Annotated in this window: 14 protein-coding genes; 6 read left to right on the forward strand and 8 right to left on the reverse strand. The window is 67.2% G+C overall.

Going from position 1 to position 12,679, the window contains the following annotated elements; genetic code table 11:
* The coding region (locus A5645_RS06950; RefSeq protein WP_253866866.1) for an HNH endonuclease signature motif containing protein at nt 1-1,324 on the reverse strand (1,324 nt) is incomplete at its 3' end.
* Between the two features lie 175 nt (nt 1,325-1,499).
* Here A5645_RS06950 and A5645_RS06955 point away from each other — a divergent pair.
* Entirely contained in the window at nt 1,500-2,165 is a 666-nt protein-coding gene (locus A5645_RS06955) for an MOSC domain-containing protein (RefSeq protein WP_253866867.1), read from the forward strand.
* Between the two features lie 35 nt (nt 2,166-2,200).
* A complete protein-coding gene (locus A5645_RS06960) occupies nt 2,201-2,950 on the forward strand; it encodes a CPBP family intramembrane glutamic endopeptidase (protein WP_065129011.1) in 750 nt (249 codons plus the stop codon).
* Between the two features lies 1 nt (nt 2,951).
* Here the strand turns inward: A5645_RS06960 and A5645_RS06965 are convergent, their stop codons facing one another.
* From A5645_RS06965 to modA, 6 genes are all read right to left on the reverse strand, one after another.
* On the reverse strand, nt 2,952-3,977 hold the full coding sequence (locus A5645_RS06965) for a zinc-binding alcohol dehydrogenase family protein (RefSeq protein WP_065036924.1): 1,026 nt from the start codon (nt 3,975-3,977) through the stop codon (nt 2,952-2,954).
* A 45-nt stretch (nt 3,978-4,022) separates the two neighbouring features.
* The gene (locus A5645_RS06970) at nt 4,023-4,325 is read right to left on the reverse strand and encodes a GlsB/YeaQ/YmgE family stress response membrane protein (RefSeq protein ID WP_065036923.1); all 303 of its coding nucleotides are present in this window, start codon (nt 4,323-4,325) and stop codon (nt 4,023-4,025) included.
* A gap of 104 nt (nt 4,326-4,429) precedes the next feature.
* Nucleotides 4,430-5,536 (reverse strand): alanine and proline-rich secreted protein Apa, encoded by a 1,107-nt coding sequence (locus tag A5645_RS06975; protein ID WP_065129012.1) that lies wholly within the window; start codon nt 5,534-5,536, stop codon nt 4,430-4,432.
* A 42-nt stretch (nt 5,537-5,578) separates the two neighbouring features.
* Nucleotides 5,579-6,700 (reverse strand): sulfate/molybdate ABC transporter ATP-binding protein, encoded by a 1,122-nt coding sequence (locus A5645_RS06980; RefSeq protein WP_065129013.1) that lies wholly within the window; start codon nt 6,698-6,700, stop codon nt 5,579-5,581.
* Between the two features lie 6 nt (nt 6,701-6,706).
* On the reverse strand, nt 6,707-7,501 hold the full coding sequence (locus A5645_RS06985) for an ABC transporter permease (protein WP_172830485.1): 795 nt from the start codon (nt 7,499-7,501) through the stop codon (nt 6,707-6,709).
* Nucleotides 7,502-7,509: 8 nt separating this feature from the next.
* A complete protein-coding gene (gene modA / locus A5645_RS06990; protein WP_065129014.1) occupies nt 7,510-8,253 on the reverse strand; it encodes a molybdate ABC transporter substrate-binding protein in 744 nt (247 codons plus the stop codon).
* A 136-nt stretch (nt 8,254-8,389) separates the two neighbouring features.
* Here modA and A5645_RS06995 point away from each other — a divergent pair, with 136 nt between their 5' ends.
* From A5645_RS06995 to A5645_RS07005, 3 genes are all read left to right on the forward strand, one after another.
* Nucleotides 8,390-9,067: an SDR family oxidoreductase gene (locus A5645_RS06995; RefSeq protein ID WP_065129015.1), complete on the forward strand. Its 678-nt coding sequence runs from the start codon at nt 8,390-8,392 to the stop codon at nt 9,065-9,067.
* Between the two features lie 34 nt (nt 9,068-9,101).
* A complete protein-coding gene (locus tag A5645_RS07000; protein WP_065129016.1) occupies nt 9,102-10,022 on the forward strand; it encodes an LLM class F420-dependent oxidoreductase in 921 nt (306 codons plus the stop codon).
* Between the two features lie 151 nt (nt 10,023-10,173).
* A complete protein-coding gene (locus tag A5645_RS07005) occupies nt 10,174-11,565 on the forward strand; it encodes an NAD(P)/FAD-dependent oxidoreductase (protein WP_065034746.1) in 1,392 nt (463 codons plus the stop codon).
* 2 nt (nt 11,566-11,567) lie between these two features.
* Here A5645_RS07005 and A5645_RS07010 read toward each other — a convergent pair whose 3' ends face one another.
* A complete protein-coding gene (locus tag A5645_RS07010; RefSeq protein WP_065129017.1) occupies nt 11,568-11,972 on the reverse strand; it encodes a PaaI family thioesterase in 405 nt (134 codons plus the stop codon).
* Between the two features lie 280 nt (nt 11,973-12,252).
* Between A5645_RS07010 and A5645_RS07015 the strand changes: the two genes are divergently transcribed.
* Nucleotides 12,253-12,669 carry a BlaI/MecI/CopY family transcriptional regulator gene (locus tag A5645_RS07015; RefSeq protein WP_065129018.1) on the forward strand — a complete coding sequence of 139 codons (417 nt, stop codon included), beginning with the start codon at nt 12,253-12,255 and terminating at the stop codon, nt 12,667-12,669.
* Nucleotides 12,670-12,679 lie beyond the last annotated feature (10 nt).

The raw sequence follows: 12,679 nt of genomic DNA on the forward strand, positions 1-12,679 counted from the left end.
GGATTACTGCGCCGAACGCACCGCCATGATGCCCCGACGCCGCCGCACCCGCGCCCAACACCGCGCCCACGGGTCGGCACAGGCTGGGGAACAGCAGGGCGCTGCCGGGGATGGTGAGGTGGGTGTCGCCGGCGGGCGAGGTCAGGATCAGGTTGCCGTTGGGGAGTTGGGTTTCGTTCCAGCCCCAGAAGGTTTTGATCAAGTGATGGCGGCGGCAGAAGCATTTCAAGTTGCCGGCGTGGGTTGGTCCGCCCTGCGCGTAGGGGATGGTGTGGTCAATGTCGCAGTGGGTGGCTGCGACGTCGCAGCCGGGCCATCGACACGTTATGTCGCGGGCGCGCACGAAATCGGCCAGAGCTGCTGAGGGCCGGTAGCGCGGTTCAGGTGGGGAATCGCCGGGGTGGATCAGGGGCACCAGGGTGGCGGTCAGGGCCAGTTCGGCGAGCAGGTCGGCGGTGATGAGGCCATCGGCGCTGATCTGGCTGGCCGGGGTGGTCGCGTTGCCCTCCAGGGTGGCCTGTTCGGCGATGACGTGGATGGTGACCGGGGCGGCGGGCTTGCGCTGCGCGGCGGTGCAATCAGTGCGCCCGCAGCGACAGCCCAGCCGGGTGGCGCCGGCGGCCAACGCGCCCAAGGCATCCGCGCGGCGTTGATCGCGGGTGCGCGGGTCATGCGGGCACACCGTGGCCGCCAGGGCGCAGAGTTTGGCGTCCAAGGCGCGGGCATCCGGGCTGGCCAGGCTGCCATGGATTTCGGAGGTGCCTTCGCAGTCTTCGCCGATGTACACCTCGCGGTCTTTGTGGTTCTTTTTGCGGCGGCGTACCGCATCCAGATCGGCCGCGGCCACGATGGTGTCGACTTTCTTGGCTAGTCGCGCCGGGGTCAATGAGGGCCAGCGGGTCACGCTGGCCGCGATGCGCGTATCGACGGAGGTCAACGCCTGCGGATCAATGATCAAATCGGTGCGCGAGACGATCGTGGCGAACGCCGAAAAACCGATATCGCCGGCGATGAATACCTCAGCGACCTGCGGCAGACGCTCACGCATCGCGCGCGCGTAACGCACCTTGGCCAACCCCAGCCCATGGCTGATCTTCAAGCTCGCGGCGACCTCGGCGGCGACGGCCTCCATGGTGTCCATGGCCCAATCCTCGGTCTCGGCACTGCGCGACAACCGGTAACCGAACAACTGCCCGACCGCAACGAATTCCAGCGCGGCGGCCTGGTTCTGCACCCGCTCAGCGCCGTGAATGCGCGCGATCCACCCCGCGGACTCCGCGGTCTTGGCTGTCAACCCCTCCCGATGGTCGATCACCTCGTCCATATACCGGTTAAACCGCGCCAACTGCTCCTCAGCCGACGCCTCGGACTTCGACTCGAACATACGTTCGATACTACCCCGCGCCACTGACAATCGATGCTGACAAGGCGGTCCGGCGATGATGGGCCGTGGCAGCTGCTGCCGATAAGAACCTCGCTACGCTGTCCGGGTGGCGAAAGTGTTGTCGGTCAACGTAGCTGGCGGTCGTCCCAACCCCGACCCGCGCGCCATGAAGAAAGTCACCGGCATCGACAAGGTTGCCGTCACCGAGCCGGTCCTGGTCCGGGCACCCGGCCCCAAGCGCGGCGGCCTGGGCAGCGGGCTCGTCGGCGATACGATCGGCAACAGCAAATACCACGGCGGCGACGATCAGGCCGTCTACGTCTACGCCCGGGAAGACCTCGACGAGTGGGAGGGGAAGCTCGATCGCGCCCTCAGCCACGGGATGTTCGGCGAGAACCTGACCACCTCGGGCGTCGACGTCACCGGGGCCAGGATCGGTGAGCGCTGGCGGGTCGGCACCGACGGGTTGCTGCTGGAGGTTTCCGCACCCAGAACGCCGTGCGGGACCTTCTCGGCGTTCCTCGAGCTGAGCCACTGGATGAAGACCTTCACCCAGGCCGGTAAACCGGGCGCCTATCTCCGGGTGCTCGAACCGGGAACCGTTCAGGCCGGCGACGAGATCACCGTTGTCGACCGGCCCGACCACGACGTGACGATCGGCATGGTCTTCCGCGCCAAGATGTCAGAACCCGAGCTGCTGCCCCGGCTCCTGGCCGCCGACGCCCTCTCCGACGAGTACAAAAGCTACGTCCGCCGCCGGCTTGCGGTGCGGGAAAGCTAGGGAGCGCCCCCCGCGACGCCGGTAGAATCGCCCCAATGCGTCACCAAATCCTGGACCCGGGCTGTGCTGCGCCGGTGCAACCGGACAGGTTTCGTATCCACGTCGACATCGTCGTGGTAGTCGCGGTCCTGGTGGTGACCAATCTGATCGCGCACTTCACGACGGCTTGGGCGAGCATCGCGACCGTCCCGGCGGCCGCCGTCGGGCTGGTCCTGCTACTTCGCTGGCGCGGATTGGACTGGGCTGAACTCGGTCTGGGCCGCGAGCACTGGAGATCGGGGATGGGCTACGCGCTGGCCGCGGTGGCGCTGGTGGTGTCGGTGATCGCGGTCGGGGTGCTGCTGCCGATCACCCGGCCGATGTTCCTGAACAACCACTACGCCACGATCTCCGGTGCGGTCATTGCCTCGATGGTCATCATCCCGTTGCAGACCGTCATTCCCGAGGAACTGGTCTTTCGCGGCGTGCTGCACGGCACGTTGCATCGGGCCTGGGGGTTCCGTGGCGTCGCGCTGGCCGGATCGCTGCTCTTCGGATTGTGGCACATCGCCACCTCGCTGGGCCTGACCAGCAATAACGTCGGCTTCACCCGGCTATTCGGCGGCGGCGTCTTCGGCATGGTGGCCGGTGTGACGCTCGCGGTCCTGGCCACCGGCGCGGCCGGCTTCGTGTTCAGTTGGCTGCGCAGGCGCAGCGGAAGTCTGATCGCTCCGATCGCGCTGCACTGGTCGTTGAACGGCGTGGGCGCCCTGGCCGCGGCGCTGGTCTGGCACCTGTCCAGCTGACCTACACGAGAAGTACCGCGGCCCCGGCTATCCGGCCCGAGCTGAGATCGGTCAACGCCCGATCGGCATCTCCCAACGGGTATTCCGGCGTGGTGACGTCGATGTGATGCTGAGCGGCGAAGTCGAGGAAGCCGCGTGCATCGGCTCGCGTGTTCGACGTGACGGAACGAATTTGGCGCTCCTGGAACAGATGCCGTTGATAGTTGAGCGACGGGATGTCGCTCAGATGGATTCCGGCCACCGCGAGTGTTCCGCCCCGGTCGAGCGCCTCGAGCGCGGGCAGCACCAGCTCTCCCACCGGCGCAAATAAAATCGCCGCGTCCAGTGGTACCGGGGGTGGGTCTGCGGCGCCTTGCGCCGACGTGGCGCCCAGCGTCAGAGCCAGCTCACGCGCCGCGGCGCCTCGAGTCATGACGTGCACTTCGGCGCCCTGCGCCAATGCGACCTGGGCGGTGATGTGCGCACTGCCCCCGAATCCGTAGAGCCCCAGCCGGCCTCCGGGCGGCACCTCGGCTCGCAACAGGGAGCGGTAGCCGATGATCCCGGCACACAACAGCGGCGCCAACTCGGTGTCGCTGTAACCCGCCGGCAGGTGATGGGCGAAATCGGCTGGGACCGTGGCGAACTCGGCGTAGCCGCCGTCGGCGTCCCACCCCGTGTAACGGGACTGCGGACACAGGTTCTCGTCGCCCCGGCGGCAGTATTTGCACGTCCCGCAGGTGTGACGCAGCCAGGCGATGCCCACTCGGTCGCCCACCTTGAAGGCGTCGCCGGCGGAGGAGCCGACCTCGACCACCTCCCCCACCACCTCGTGGCCGGGGGTTACCCGGTCGCGGTGCACCGGCAGGTCGCCCTCGGTGACGTGCAGGTCGGTGCGGCACACCCCGCACGCCAGCACGGCGACCAAGAGCTCGGTCGGTGCGGGTTGCGGGACCGCGGTGCTGACGCGTTCAAGCGGCTGAGTCCGCATCGGCCCGGGTGCGCGCACCTGCCATGCGGTCATCGTCCGGACGGTCGGTGACGCCATCACCCCATCATGCCGCGAAGGATCATGCCGCCAAGGCGCCCGGTCCTAACCGCGCCGCTGAACCAGCCCGACGAGCCACAGCAGGATCACCGAGCCCAGGATCGCGGTGAAGAAGGTGAACCACCAGCCGCCCGACGCCGTGTCGAAGGCGAAACTGAGCAGAAAGCCACCGATCAACGCGCCGACCACACCGATCACGATGTTCATCAGGATGCCCGAGCCGCCGCCTTTGACGATCTTGCCGGCGATCCAGCCGGCCAGCGCGCCGATGATGATGTAGCCGATCCAGCCCACGCTGGTCAGGGTCGACGAGCGAGCAAGGAATTCGGTAGCCGCAACGATGTCCATTATCAGGGTCTCCTATCGCCACCCCAGCTCCATTGCTGGGTTGTGACTTCGGTATACGCCTTCCGGATAACGATTCAAGCGTCGATTTGTGGCGCCCGCCGAGGTCAGGCCGGCTGGCTCCGCTGTTCGGTTGCCGCCGGTGCCCCGGCGGCCGGTGCTTGGGCCGGAGCCGGCGCGGGCGCGGGCGCCTGAGCCGGAGCCGGAGCGGGCGCTGGCGAACCCGCGTCCGGCGCGGGCGCAACTGGGGCCGCGGGCGCAACGGGTGCGGGTGCAACGGGTGCGGGCGCAGCCGGGGCGGGCGCGCCCGGGGCGGGCGCCGGTGCGCCGGGAACCCCTTCCGGCGGCGGGGCGGCGGGAGGGGTCCAGGGCCGGATCGACTCGGCCAGCGCCTTCGCGGCGTTCTTGTCGACCGGATTATTCGACGTGCCCAGCCACACCACGAACCAGCGCTGCGGCGGTCCGCCAGTGGCCCCGGCCGGGTTCCCGACCACGCCCGTCCAAATCTGGCCCACTGGCTTGGTGGCGTCACTGAACTTCACTTCGTAATACGACGCGCTGCCAGAGTCGCCATTGGCGTTGAGGGGCACGGTCTCCTGGTTGACCCGGGTGCCGGGGTACGGCATGAAGAACTCACCCATGTCCGAGCCGAGCCGGACGGCCGCTTTGGGGTTGGTGGCCTCTGCGCTGGCGTAGAGCTTCTGGTCCAGCCGGCCCAGCACGATGCGGGTGTCGTTGGCCACCGGTTGCGGCTGCCCGGGCATCGGCGCCTCACCGGCGGCCTTGCTCAGCAGCGCCGAACCGTAATCGAGGTGCGAGGCGTCCGATTCCACCCAGCCGGGAGGAAGGACGAAGCTGAATCCGCCGACGGCATTGGTGATTCGTCCGGCGTTCGGGTCCGGCGGGGGTGGCGCGTTCGGATCCGCTGGTGGCGGCACCGCATTGGGGTCACCGGGCTGCGCGTTCGGGGTGGGGCTGGCCCCGGGCGGCGGGGTTGCGGGCGTGCTCGGTGATGCTCCCGGCGCAGGTGTTGGTGACGCGGCAGGCGACGACGGCGGCGCGACCGTCGGTGACGGCGGAGGCACCGGCTCCGGGTCGGCGCTCGAGGTAGCCGGCAAGGCGATTGTGACGACGCTGGCACTGGTCGCGGCCGCCATGGCCAGCGATGCCAGTAATCCTTTGCGGCGTGACGGGTTCGGGTCCACCTGATGCATGGGCACGAACCTACCGTGTTGCCGCTGCGAAGCAAGGAAAGACTACCCGGTGTCTCCCCAGTTCGTGGACCGGCGAAAGGCCGGGTGCAGAGCTACCTCGGTGGCTTTGACGCTGAACCACACCCGGGTTCCGACCGTGAGCTGCAATTCCGCGGCGGCGTCCACGGTGATGCTGGCCGCCAGCCCCGGCCCCCCGTCGGGCTGGTCCGCGGCGCGCACCAGGACCGCATTTCCGCGGGTGTCCAACTCGGCGACGGTCACTTCGACGGTGTTGCGCGGGCTGCCGTGGGGCGGCGTGTCGTAGACGGCGACGCTTGCCGGGGTGAACACCGCAACCGCGGCGTCGCCGTCGCGCAGCTCCGCCGAATCCGCGATGCCGTGCCACTTCTGGCCGGAGCCGGTGTACAGGGCGCCGTCGTCGATCGATCCACTGACCAAGTTCACACCCGCGATCCGGGCGCCGAAACGGCTTCGCGGTGCACTGAGCACCGCGGCCGTCGGCCCCATCTCGGCGATCTTCCCGGACTCCAGCACCAGCACCCGATCGGCCAGAGTGAGCACGTCCAGCAGATCATGGGTGACCAGGATGACCGCGCACCCGCTGTCGGTGACCACGCCGCGCAGCAGAGCGCGAATCGACGCGGCCGCGGAGACGTCGAGTCCGCTGAGAGGCTCGTCGAGCAGCAGAATTTCGGGTTCCGCGGCCAGCGCCCGCGCAATCGCGACGCGCTGGGCTTGACCGCCCGACAGTTGCCGCGGCTTGCGGTCCGCGAGCTGTTCGGCGTCTACCGCGCGCAGCCAGCGCAGCGCCGACTCCCGATGGGAACGCAGCCGCCCGCGCCTGCTGTTCGGCCCGAAAGCGGCTCCGAAAGCGACATTGCCGAGAACCGTCAGATGTGGAAAAAGCAATGGGTCCTGCAGCAGCAGACCGACCCGGCGACGGTGGGTGGCGACCTCTACCCGCGCAGCGGTGTCGGTCAACACCCGGTCCCCCAACCGCACTCGACCCGCATCGGGCCGGAGCAACCCGGCGATCACGTGCAGCGCGGTCGACTTGCCGGCGCCATTGGGTCCCAGCACCGCTACCACCTCGCCGGAAGAGACCGTGAACTCCAGGTCCAGATTCCGAGCGGTGACCACCGCGCGCAGCTGTAGTTCGCTCATCGCCGGCTACCGCGCGTCGGGTCCGGTCAGGCGCCGTGAGCCCAGCCCCAGCACCACCAGCGCCGCCACTGCTACCAGCAGAAGTGACAGTGCCACAGCGGCATTGGGGTCATCGACGCGTTGCAGGTAGATCTCCAGTGGCAGGGTGCGGGTCACGCCCTGCAGCGAACCGGCAAACGTCAACGTAGCGCCGAACTCCCCCAGCGCCCGCGCGAACGCCAACACCGCGCCGGACAACAGGCCCGGGAGCAGCAGCGGCAGCGTCACCCGCCCCCACACCGTTGTCGGCCGCGCTCCCAACGTCGCCGCCACCACCTCGTAGTCGCCACCGGCGCTGCGCGCCGCGCCCTCCAGCGAAATCACCAGAAAGGGCAGCGAGACAAAGGTCTGCGCCATCACCACGGCCGTGGTGCTGAACGCCACGCTGAGGCCGGCGGTCTCCAAATACCGCCCGACCAAACCCAACCGGCCGAAGGCGTAGAGCAGCGCGATGCCGCCGACGACCGGAGGCAGCACCAGCGGCAACAGGATCAAAGGGCGCACCAGACGCACCACTCGCAGTTGGCTGCGGGCCAGCACCAACGCCATGGGCACGCCCAGCACCACACATACGGCGGTGCTCGCCGCGGCCGTCTTCAGGCTCAGCAACAGCGCCGTCGCTGAAGAGTCACTGCTGATCAACGACCAGAAGTGTGGCCAATCGACCTTGGCGGCCGTCGCCACCAGCGGCAGCCCGATGAACACCGTCCCGATGGCGGCCGGGACGTACACCCAGCGCGGCAGATTGGTGAGCGAGGGCACTGGCGTCGTCAGGGGCGGGCGAAGCCGGCCTGGTCCAGGAGCTGTCGGCCCGTCGCGCCCGTCACCGTGGCCACGAACTTCCGGGCCAGCGCGGATTGCGGCGCCTTCTTTAACACCGCGATCGGATAGGAGTTCACCGCGCTCGCGGCTTCGGGGAACGTGACGGTCGCCACCTGGGCTCCTGCGTTCGCGGCATCGGTCACGTACACGAGTGCGGCGTCGGCCTGTCCGGTGGTGACCTTGTTGAGGGCGTCGGTGACGCTGGGTTCCTCGCTGACGGGATGCAGTTGGGTGCCGGTCGCCTCCTCGATGCGCCGGGTCGCCGATCCGCACGGCACCGGTTGCTGGCAGATGACCACACTCAATCCCGGTCTGGCCAGGTCGGCGAAGGATTGCAGGTGCTTGGGATTGCCCGGCGCGGTGACGATGGTCAGCGTGTTGCTGGCGAACGTCGTCGGACCGTCTGCCACCAGGCCGGCCGCGGCGACCCTGTCCATCTGCGCGGTGTCGGCCGACGCGAACACGTCAGCGGTGGCCCCCTGGGTCAACTGCGTCGCCAACTCCGAGGAACCGGCGAAATTGAATTGGACGCCGGCCCCGGGATTATCGCTCTTGAATCGGTCCCCCAACTGGGTGAACACCTGCTTCAGCGACGCGGCCGCGAACACCACGATCGAATTCTGCTGCGCGCCGGCGGTGCATGAAGTCAAGCTCGCGAGCAGCACTATCGCGACCAGTCCGATGCGATGCATTGGTCAAACCTAACCCTGGGACCACCACAGCCGAATAGTTACGAAATTCGTCCGCGCGTCGATGCGCTGGCGGTTTCGCCGAATAGCTACTGTCCAGTAACATGGGCGGAGTTCGATGCCATCGCACGAGGAGGTCATGGCAGTGGAGGTTGTGGTTACCGGCGGACATACCGATCTGGGGCGCACGGTAGCCGAGCGTTTCCGCGACGACGGCCACAAGGTCACCCTGGTGGGCGCGCGCGGCAGTGACCTCGAGGTCGTTGCCAAGGAACTCGATGTGGACGCGATCGTCTGCGACTTCACCGATCCCGGCAGCCTCGAGGAAGCGCGGAGCCTGTTCCCGCACCACCTCGACACCATCGTCAACATCCCGGCACCGACGTGGGAGGCCGGCGACCCTCGCACCTATTCGTTGGCCGACACCGCCACCGCATGGCGACGGGCGCTAGACACGACGCTGCTCTCGGCTGTGCTCACGGTCCAGTGCGTCGGTGATCACCTGCGCTCCGGCGGCAACATCATCAGCGTGCTGGCCGAGAACCCGGCAACCGGAAGTGTCGACGCCTCGATCAAAGCCGCCCTTTCCAGCTGGGTCAGCGGGCAGGCGGAGATCTACGGCACCCGGGGCATCACGGTCAACGCGGTTGCGTGCGGCCGCAGCGTCCAGCCGGGCTACGAGGGGTTGTCGCGCACACCGGCGCCGGTCGCGGACGAGATTGCGCGGCTGGCGCTGTTCCTCACCACTCCGGCGGCGCGCCACATCACCGGCCAGACGCTGCACGTCAGCCACGGGGCGCTTGCTCAGTTCGCCTGATCCGCTGCGGTAGCCGGGGGCTACGGTAGACACCGTGGCGATTCGGCTCGGTTTTCAGATCCCCAACTTCTCTTACGGGACAGGTGTAGAGAATCTTTTCTCCACCGTCATCGATCAGGCGCGCGAAGCCGAATCAGCGGGCTACGACTCGCTTTTCGTGATGGACCACTTCTACCAACTGCCGATGCTGGGCACACCGGACCAGCCGATGCTGGAGGCCTACACCGCCTTGGGTGCGCTGGCCACCGCCACCGAGCGCCTGCAGCTAGGAACCCTGGTGACCGGCAACACCTACCGCAACCCCACATTGTTGGCCAAGGTCATCACCACCCTGGACGTGGTCAGCGCGGGCCGGGCAATCCTGGGCATCGGGGCGGGCTGGTACGAACTGGAACACCGCCAGTTCGGCTTCGAGTTCGGCACTTTCACCGACAGGTTCCATCGCCTGGACGAGGCGCTGCAGATCATCGACCCGATGATCAAGGGCGAGCGTCCCACCTTCTCCGGTAAGTGGTACACCACCGAATCGGCCACGGCCGAACCGCGCTTCCGCGACCGGATTCCGATCCTGATCGGCGGTGGCGGCGAGAAGAAGACGTTCGCGCTGGCGGCCCGCTACGCTGACCACCTCAACATCGTGGCGGCGTTCGACGAGCTGCCCCGCAAGGTCGACGCGATCAAGACCCGCTGCGCGGAAGTCGGTCGGGACCCCTCGACTCTGGAAACGAGTCTGATGCTGACCGTCGTGTTCGACGAGAACGCCGACCCCAACCAACTTCCGCCGAGCATGAGCGGGCGCATGGCGATCGGCGGCCCAGCGCAGATCGCCGAGCAGGTGCAGGCCAAGGTGATCGACGCGGGAGTGCAGGGAGCCATCGTCAACATCCCGACCAGCCACATCCCAGGCGTCATCACCAAGGTCGCCGAAGCGTTGCGCCCGGTCTTCGGTCTATAGCCGCGGGCGTCCACTTTTCGACCACTTCGCTAGGTGTGGCTCATTACACAGGCTCGTGGCTGGGTTTGTGCCGATAGGTTGACTAACCTTAGAAGGGGTAATAGCTAACGTCAGTCGCCCGTCGAGGAGCCCCGGTCAGGAGCAGCGGAACATGAGTCCCCAGCAGGAACCCACAGGTGAACCGCGTCATCGCCACCGGGTCGTCATCATTGGATCAGGGTTCGGCGGACTCAACGCGGCAAAGAAACTCAAGCGCGCCGACGTCGACATCAAGTTGATCGCGCGCACCACCCATCACCTCTTCCAGCCTTTGCTGTACCAGGTGGCCACCGGCATCATCTCCGAGGGCGAGATCGCTCCCCCGACCCGCGTGGTGCTGCGTAAGCAGCGCAACGTTCAGGTCCTGCTGGGCAATGTCACGCACATCGACCTGCCCCGCAAGGTCGTCGTTTCGGAGTTGCTCGGCCACACCTACGAGACGCCCTACGACAGCCTGATCATCGCCGCCGGCGCCGGGCAGTCGTACTTCGGCAACGATCACTTCGCCGAGTTCGCGCCCGGTATGAAGTCCATCGACGACGCGCTGGAGTTGCGCGGTCGCATCCTGAGCGCGTTCGAGCAGGCCGAACGGTCCAGCGACCCGGAACGCCGGGCGAAACTGCTGACCTTCACCGTCGTCGGCGCCGGCCCCACCGGCGTCGAAATGGCCGGCCAGATCGCGGAATTGGCTGAGTACACACTGAAGGGCGCCTTCCGCCACATCGATTCGACCCGGGCGAGGGTCATCCTGCTCGATGCCGCACCCGCGGTACTCCCTCCGTTCGGCGAAAAGCTCGGCGACCGGGCGCGGGCACGGTTGGAGAAGCTGGGCGTGGAGATCCAGCTGGGTGCCATGGTCACCGACGTGGACCGCAACGGCATCACCGTCAAGGACGCCGACGGCACCGAACGGCGCATCGAATCGGCCTGCAAGGTTTGGTCCGCCGGCGTACAGGCCAGCCGACTGGGCCGCGACCTCGCCGAGCAGTCCGAGGTGGAACTCGACCGCGCGGGCCGGGTCAAGGTACTGCCGGACCTGTCGATACCGGGACACCCCAACGTCTTCGTGATCGGCGACATGGCCGCCGTCGAGGGTGTGCCCGGCGTGGCGCAGGGCGCCATCCAGGGCGCGAAATACGTTGCCAACAACATCAAGTCGGAACTCGCCGGCGCGGACCCGGCCGAGCGGGAGCCGTTCCAGTACTTCGACAAGGGCTCGATGGCAACGGTCTCGCGGTTCTCCGCGGTGGCCAAGATCGGTCCCCTGGAGTTCAGCGGCTTCATCGCCTGGCTGATCTGGCTGGTGTTGCACCTGGTGTACCTGATCGGCTTCAAGACCAAGATCACCACGCTGCTGTCGTGGACGGTGACGTTCTTGAGCACGCGGCGCGGTCAGCTGACCATCACCGATCAGCAGGCGTTCGCGCGAACGCGGCTGGAACAGCTGGCGGAACTGGCTGCCGAGGCGCAAGGCGCCGAAGCTATCGCGCGAAGAGCTAGCTAGCTCTACGGCTCGAGGTTCTGTAGCCGCACCTGACCACGCGCCACGATCCGGTCGTCGTCGGCCGTGATGGTCACCAGCCACAGCTGCTGACGGCGACCACGGTGCACGGGTTCGGCCTTGCCATACACGGTGCCGGACTTGATGGCGCGTAAGAAGTCGGTGTTGTTGTTGACGCCGACCACGTTTCCGCCACCGCCGTTGGCGTTCAGCCAGGTGTACGCGGCCACGCTGGCCATGCTTTCGATCATCGAGCAGTAAACCCCGCCGTGTACCAGGCCCATCGGTTGCAGCAGCTTGGGCTTCACCTCCAGCTGCGCGCGGGCGCTGTCCGGAGTGAGTTCGGTGAACTGCAAACCGAGCTCGCTGTCGAACGCGGCAACGAAATCCGAATCGGGCCCTGATGACACGTCCTTGTGTCTACACCATGGGTTATGCGGCCCGGAAAAACGGGCGAGCCCCGTGCGCGTGGCACGGGGCTCGCCGATCGAGTAGGCCGGGGGTCACTGCAGCCCTCAGGACTCTCCGCGGCCCTTTCTTTCGCTCGACCGTCATCAGCATAGGCAAGGCTGCCCTAATTTCGCAAGCATTGATTGCGTAGTGTTGTGGTGTGCGGGAACCAACACGGCGCTAGATACGACACTCGGTAGTAATCGGAGTAAGCTGTCATCAACGCTCAGGAGATGAACTATGGCCAAGCTGACGCGGCTGGGGGATTTGGAACGCGCCGTGATGGACCACCTCTGGTCCATGCCGGAACCCCAGACTGTTCGCCAGGTCCACGAAGCGTTGTCGGCACGACGCGATCTCGCCTACACCACTGTCATGACCGTGCTGCAGCGGCTGGCCAAGAAGAACCTGGTCTCCCAGCTCCGGGACGACCGCGCCCACCGCTACGCGCCGGTGCATGGACGCGATGAACTGGTAGCAGGTCTGATGGTGGACGCCCTGGCCCAGGCCGAGGACTCCGGCAGCAGGCAGGCCGCGCTGGTGCACTTCGTCGAGCGGGTTAATGCTGACGAGGCCGCCGCACTGCGCCGCGCACTCACCGAACTCGAAGCAAATCACCGCAATTCGACATCTGCTGGACCTCCGGCCGACGACTAAGGGAGAATCA

The organism is Mycobacterium asiaticum (assembly GCF_001673635.1).
In the GTDB taxonomy this organism is placed as follows: Bacteria; Actinomycetota; Actinomycetes; order Mycobacteriales; family Mycobacteriaceae; genus Mycobacterium; species Mycobacterium asiaticum_C.

Bases quoted from the DNA above. Each gene is read 5' to 3' on its own strand.
- A5645_RS06960 (WP_065129011.1), top strand. From the start codon at position 2,201: ATGCGTCACCAAATCCTGGACCCGGGCTGTGCTGCGCCGGTGCAACCG.
- A5645_RS06965 (WP_065036924.1), bottom strand. From the start codon at position 3,977: ATGGCGTCACCGACCGTCCGGACGATGACCGCATGGCAGGTGCGCGCA.
- A5645_RS06970 (WP_065036923.1), bottom strand. From the start codon at position 4,325: ATGGACATCGTTGCGGCTACCGAATTCCTTGCTCGCTCGTCGACCCTG.
- A5645_RS06975 (WP_065129012.1), bottom strand. From the start codon at position 5,536: ATGCATCAGGTGGACCCGAACCCGTCACGCCGCAAAGGATTACTGGCA.
- A5645_RS06980 (WP_065129013.1), bottom strand. From the start codon at position 6,700: ATGAGCGAACTACAGCTGCGCGCGGTGGTCACCGCTCGGAATCTGGAC.
- modA (WP_065129014.1), bottom strand. From the start codon at position 8,253: ATGCATCGCATCGGACTGGTCGCGATAGTGCTGCTCGCGAGCTTGACT.
- A5645_RS06995 (WP_065129015.1), top strand. From the start codon at position 8,390: ATGGCAGTGGAGGTTGTGGTTACCGGCGGACATACCGATCTGGGGCGC.
- A5645_RS07005 (WP_065034746.1), top strand. From the start codon at position 10,174: ATGAGTCCCCAGCAGGAACCCACAGGTGAACCGCGTCATCGCCACCGG.
- A5645_RS07015 (WP_065129018.1), top strand. From the start codon at position 12,253: ATGGCCAAGCTGACGCGGCTGGGGGATTTGGAACGCGCCGTGATGGAC.